The organism is bacterium (assembly GCA_021158245.1).
Classification (GTDB): domain Bacteria; phylum Zhuqueibacterota; class QNDG01; order QNDG01; family QNDG01; genus QNDG01.
Genome location: JAGGVB010000131.1, coordinates 1 through 5,577 on the forward strand (window position 1 = coordinate 1; position 5,577 = coordinate 5,577).

The 5,577-nt window shown below is 38.7% G+C and carries 5 protein-coding genes; all 5 read left to right on the plus strand.

Annotation, left to right across the window (positions count from 1 at the left end):
• The first annotated feature begins 437 nt into the window (after window positions 1–437).
• Window positions 438–620 carry a phage integrase N-terminal SAM-like domain-containing protein gene (locus J7K93_07155; protein ID MCD6116774.1) on the plus strand — a complete coding sequence of 61 codons (183 nt, stop codon included), beginning with the start codon at window positions 438–440 and terminating at the stop codon, window positions 618–620.
• Window positions 621–849: 229 nt separating this feature from the next.
• The gene (locus tag J7K93_07160; protein MCD6116775.1) at window positions 850–2,670 is read left to right on the plus strand and encodes an SAM-dependent DNA methyltransferase; all 1,821 of its coding nucleotides are present in this window, start codon (window positions 850–852) and stop codon (window positions 2,668–2,670) included.
• Between the two features lie 31 nt (window positions 2,671–2,701).
• The gene (locus J7K93_07165; protein ID MCD6116776.1) at window positions 2,702–3,850 is read left to right on the plus strand and encodes an ImmA/IrrE family metallo-endopeptidase; all 1,149 of its coding nucleotides are present in this window, start codon (window positions 2,702–2,704) and stop codon (window positions 3,848–3,850) included.
• A complete protein-coding gene (locus J7K93_07170) occupies window positions 3,847–4,338 on the plus strand; it encodes a DUF4411 family protein (GenBank protein MCD6116777.1) in 492 nt (163 codons plus the stop codon). The genes J7K93_07165 and J7K93_07170 overlap by 4 nt, the downstream gene beginning before the upstream one ends.
• 9 nt (window positions 4,339–4,347) lie before the next feature.
• Window positions 4,348–5,574, plus strand: a complete 1,227-nt coding sequence (locus J7K93_07175) for a restriction endonuclease subunit S (GenBank protein ID MCD6116778.1) — start codon at window positions 4,348–4,350, stop codon at window positions 5,572–5,574.
• Window positions 5,575–5,577: the final 3 nt, after the last annotated feature.

The window sequence follows — 5,577 nt, forward strand, 5'->3', positions numbered from 1 at the left end:
AACTTTAACCCAGACTTTAACCTATGTTTTTCATCAAAGGGCATAAAGTCAGATTCATAGATTTGCAACCAAATGTAAAGAGTCAGTAAATATTTTTTATTTTTGCAGACAAGAATAATAACCCAAATCTGCCAACAGACGCGCCCGCACCATTTTGTTCTTTTATTTAAATTCGGTTTTTGTTATCTTCCGACATCCGCGATTCGTTTCGCAATATGCGGCAACGTTTCATGCTGCCGGCAAAATTTAGATCATGGGTTTGGATAGTAGCGATGTGGAGCGTTGCAGAAATAGACGTAATAAAAAGGATAAACCTGATGATAAAAAAAATACATATATATTGTGTTTAGCCCGCCAATTGGGAGAGATAAACACAATAGAGTTTATACAATCGTTAGGGACAAGATTTTTGAAAGAATGGTTTTAGTTGTAAATGAATTATAACAGAAATTAATAATCCAAGACTTTTAGATCAAATAAGACAATTTATTCGGATTAAGCATTATAATTTAAAAACCGAAGAGTCTTATATCAATTGGATTAAGCGGTTTATATTCTTTCATAATAAAAAATCCCTGTTGATTTTCAGGTTATGTCGCTTTATAAGAGGTATAAAGTAATTGGAAAAATATGGAAAAATATGTATAATATGAGTAATTATAAAATCAAGCAAAATAGATTCGGTAATTTAAAGAGCAATGATTGATTATTTTATTAGCATGTTTAGTTTTATGTTATGTGTTTATCGTTTTCCAATGAAGTTTTTATAAATGATTTTTCCCCAACTTTAATCTTTGTATAGTTATTTTTATTTATAAATTGAAATCTAACAGGGTAAAGAGATACTGAATGACTGATATTAACTTTAAAGAAAAAGCAACCCTGATTTGGTCGGTGGCCGACCTGCTGCGCGGTGATTACAAACAATCCGATTACGGCAAAGTAATTTTACCAATGACGGTTCTCAGACGTTTGGATTGTGTTCTCGCCCCGACCAAACAAAAAGTACTCGATTACCTGTATAGAGTTGAAAAACTATCCGACAGCGCAAAAGATTTAACGCTAAATAAAATTGCCGGACATAATTTTCACAACCGCAGTAAATTTGATTTTGAAAAATTGTCAGCTGATCCAAACAATGTAGCAGCAAACCTGCGGAATTACATAAACGGCTTTTCAGCCAGTGCCCGCGAGATTATAGAGTATTTCAATTTTGACGACCATATTGAACGCATGGACGATCCCAAAGCGGATATTCTTTTTCAGGTGGTTAAACGGTTTGCGGAAATTGATTTGTCGAATATGGGCTCAATGGAAATGGGCTATGTGTTTGAAGAGCTTATTCGCAGATTTGCCGAACAAAGCAACGAAACCGCTGGTGAGCATTTTACGCCCCGTGAGGTCATACGCCTGATGGTAAATATTCTTTTTAACGCCGACCGTAATATACTCACTCAAAAAGGAATCGTCAAAACGCTGTACGACCCGGCCTGCGGAACCGGCGGCATGCTCTCAGTAGGCGAGATACATTTATGCGACAAAAAAACCGGCCTGAATAAGGACGCCAAGCTGGAAGTGTTCGGCCAGGAAATCAACCCCGAGTCCTATGCCATCTGCAAATCGGATATGCTGATTAAAGGGCAGAATCCGGCTAACATTAAATTCGGTAATACGTTTACCGTTGACGGACTGGAAGACGAAAAATTCGACTATATGCTTTCCAATCCGCCCTTTGGCGTGGACTGGAAAAAAGCGGCAAAAGTAATTAAGGACGAACACGAAAATAAAGGTTTTGCCGGACGGTTTGGCGCCGGACTGCCGCGCATCAATGACGGTTCCTTGCTCTTTTTGCAGCACATGATTTCCAAAATGAAAGCGGACGGCAGCCGTATAGGCATTGTGTTTAACGGTTCACCGCTGTTTACCGGACAGGCAGGAAGCGGTGAAAGCGAAATCCGCAAATGGATCATTGAAAACGACTTGCTGGAAGTGATTATCGCCCTGCCCGACCAGCTTTTTTACAACACCGGCATTTCCACCTATATCTGGATTGTCACTAATAAAAAAAGCGCAGAACGCAAAGGCAAAATTCAGTTGATTAACGCCACTGGCGCCAGGGACGAAGAATTAATTAAAGAAGGCAAACGTGATTTCAACCGCTTCTGGGAAAAGATGAGCCGCAGCCTGGGCAATAAGCGCAAATACATTCCGGAAAACGGCGACGAAAAAGGCATAAAGTTTATTACCAAACTGTACGGTAATTTTGAAGAGAACAAATTTTCCAAAATTTTTCCCAATAAATTTTTCGGTTACTGGCGTGTTGCAGTTGAGCAGCCCTTGTTAATGGATAATGGAAAATTGAAAATGGATAATAAGGGGAAGGTAAAGGCGGATTCGTCATTAAGAGATTATGAAAATATTCCCTTTCTCAGAAAGGACAAAAGCGGCAAATTAGTTAATCAGACCATTGAAGAATATTTTGAACGGGAAGTAAAACCGCACCTCTCCGGCGCCTGGATTGACGAAAGCAAAACCAAAACCGGCTATGAAATTAATTTTACTAAATATTTTTACGAGTTTAAGCCCCTGCGATCACTTGATGAAATTAAAGCCGATATTCTTGCGCTGGAAGAAAAATCTTTAGAAATTGAGAAAACAATACTTGAATAAATTATGTTGAAGATAACAGGATAAAAGTATAATGCGTATAAACGTTCAACCAAAAATGTTAACCTGGGCGCGGCAAAGAGCACGTTTGAATATAAACGCCTTGCTGAATCGCTTTCCTAAATTTAATGAATGGGAACAGGGCGTAATTCAACCAACATTAAAACAACTGGAAGCTTTTGCACAAAAAACACATTTACCTTTAGGTACATTTTTCCTACAGGAACCGCCAAAAATCGAAATACCTATTCCTGATTTTCGCACAATGGTGTCTGGGTTATATGATCAACCGACCCAAGATTTATTGGATATCATTTATATCTGCCAGCAAAGGCAGGAATGGTATCGTGAATATTTACGAATGCAGCAACCTGAAGAATTAGGATTTGTTGGAAAAACAACTATTAAAAACGATGTTATTGAAGTTGCAGCAGATATTCGTAAGACGATAAATTTTAATCTTGATCAACGTTTACAAGCAAGAACCTGGACAGACGCTTTGCGTCTGTTTATTGATCAAGTGGAAAAGCAGGGCATATTGGTTATGGTCAGCGGCGTTGTGGGCAGCAATAATTACAGAAAACTTGATCTGGAAGAGTTTCGCGGTTTCGTATTAGTAGATAAATTCGCGTCTTTAATATTTATCAATTCCAATGATACGAAATCCGCAAAAATGTTTACACTTGCCCATGAACTGGCTCACATCTGGTTAGGAGAAAGCGGGATATCTAACATACAGGCCGAACATATTCCCAATGAAAAGACTGAGCGCTGGTGTAACCAGGTTGCTGCCGAATTGCTTGTACCGTTAGAAGATTTAAAAAAATATTATAGCGCAGATAGCAAATTAAATACGGAGATGGAACGGTTAGCCCGCCGTTATAAGGTCAGCACATTGGTTATTTTAAGACGCATCTTTGACCTGGGCGCAATTAACAGAGAAGATTTTTGGGAAACATGGAATATTGAATTTGAACGGCTTTTAAAAATTGAACGGCGCAGCAGTGACGGCGGGGATTTTTACAGAACCTTAGGCGTTCGCATAAGCAGGCGTTTTGCAAGCGCTGTTGTCAGCAGTACTCTGGAAGGACAAACCTTATTCCGTGACGCTTTTAAAATGCTTGGGATAAAAAAGAATTCCACTTTTCAAGAGATAGTAAATAAGCTTGGATATATAAAATGAGTTACTTACTGGATGCCAACGTATTTATACAAGCTAAAAACCTTCATTACGGATTCGACTTCTGCCCTGCCTTTTGGGAATGGCTTATTGTAAATAATGAAGAAAATAAAGTGTTTAGCATTGAGAAGGTTGGAGACGAAATCAATGCCGGAGATGATGAATTAGCGGTATGGGCTAAAGAACGGGGATCGGATTTTTTCCTTAAACCTGACGCACAAACAGCTGCTGAGTTTGCTAATATCAGCCAATGGGCAACCGGACAGAACTATGAACCGGCAGCAATTAACACTTTTCTGCAAGTAGCGGATTATTACCTTGTGGCACATGCATTATCTCATAAGTTTATCATTGTAACACACGAAGTCCCTGCTAACTCTACAAAAAAGATAAAGATACCCAACGCCTGCATTGGATTAGGCATTAAGTTCATGTCGCCTTATGAAATGCTGCGCCATGAAAAAGCTCGATTTGTGCTTGGAAAAATATAAAGAGTTAAAATGCAACGCTACGAAAAATACAAAGACAGCGGCATTGAGTGGATTGGGGAAATTCCGGAACATTGGGGAATAAAAAAATTAAAATATGCAAATGTACTAATTATGGGACAATCACCTGATTCTACAAAGTGCAATCAAAGTCAAATTGGGATGCCATTCTTACAGGGCAATGCTGAATTTGGTTTAACATTTCCTGAAGAAAAAAATTGGTGCACCGAACCGAAAAAAATAGTAAAGGAAAATGATATACTTGTTTCTGTAAGAGCGCCCATTGGTGCTGTTAATATTGCAGATAAGAAATTTGGTATTGGACGTGGTTTATGCGCAATTCGTAGTAAATGTTATAAATATCATTATTATTTAAGTTTGAGTTTTAGAGAAGAATTAGAGAGGTTAGGCACAGGCTCTACTTTTAAAGCGGTTTCAACAGAACAAGTAGAAAATGTCTTCCTACCACTTCCACCCCCAGATGAACAAACCGCCATCGCCGACTACTTAGACCGCAAAACCGCTGAGATTGACGAGCTGATTGTCAAAAAAGAACAACTGCTTAAACTCTACGAAGAAGAAAAAACCGCCATCATCAATCAGGCGGTTACCAAAGGCATCAATCCCGATGTCAAGATGAAAGATTCCGGCATCGAGTGGCTGGGCGACCCTTCGACTGGGCTCAGGGCAGGAATTCCCGAGCATTGGGAAGTGAAGAAATTGAAGTGGATAATAAAAATTGGAAATGGCGAAGGAATAAAATCTGAAATGATTAAAGACTTTGGCAAATATCCTGTTTATGGTGGGAATGGTATTTTAGGATATACAGAAGAATTTAATAATAATGACAATGTTTTTGTAATAGGTAGAGTAGGTGCAAAGTGTGGAAATATTCGTTTAGTTGATGGCCCTAAATGGATTAGTGATAATGCTTTAGTTGCATATAGTACCGGTAATCTGGAATATTTATTTTATTCTATTCAAAATTTAAATCTCAACAATCTTTCAAATAAAAATGCTCAACCATTGATTACTTCGACGATGGTCAAAGAACAAAGTATCTTTCTACCACCGCCTAAAGAACAAACCGCCATTGTCGCCCACATTGAAAAAGAAACCGCGCGCATCGACGCCAAGGTGGAAAAGACAAAAAAACTGATCGAGCTGTTAAAAGAGTTTCGCACGGCCTTAATCAGCGAGGCGGTGACAGGGAAGATTAAGATAATTGAGAATGGATAATGG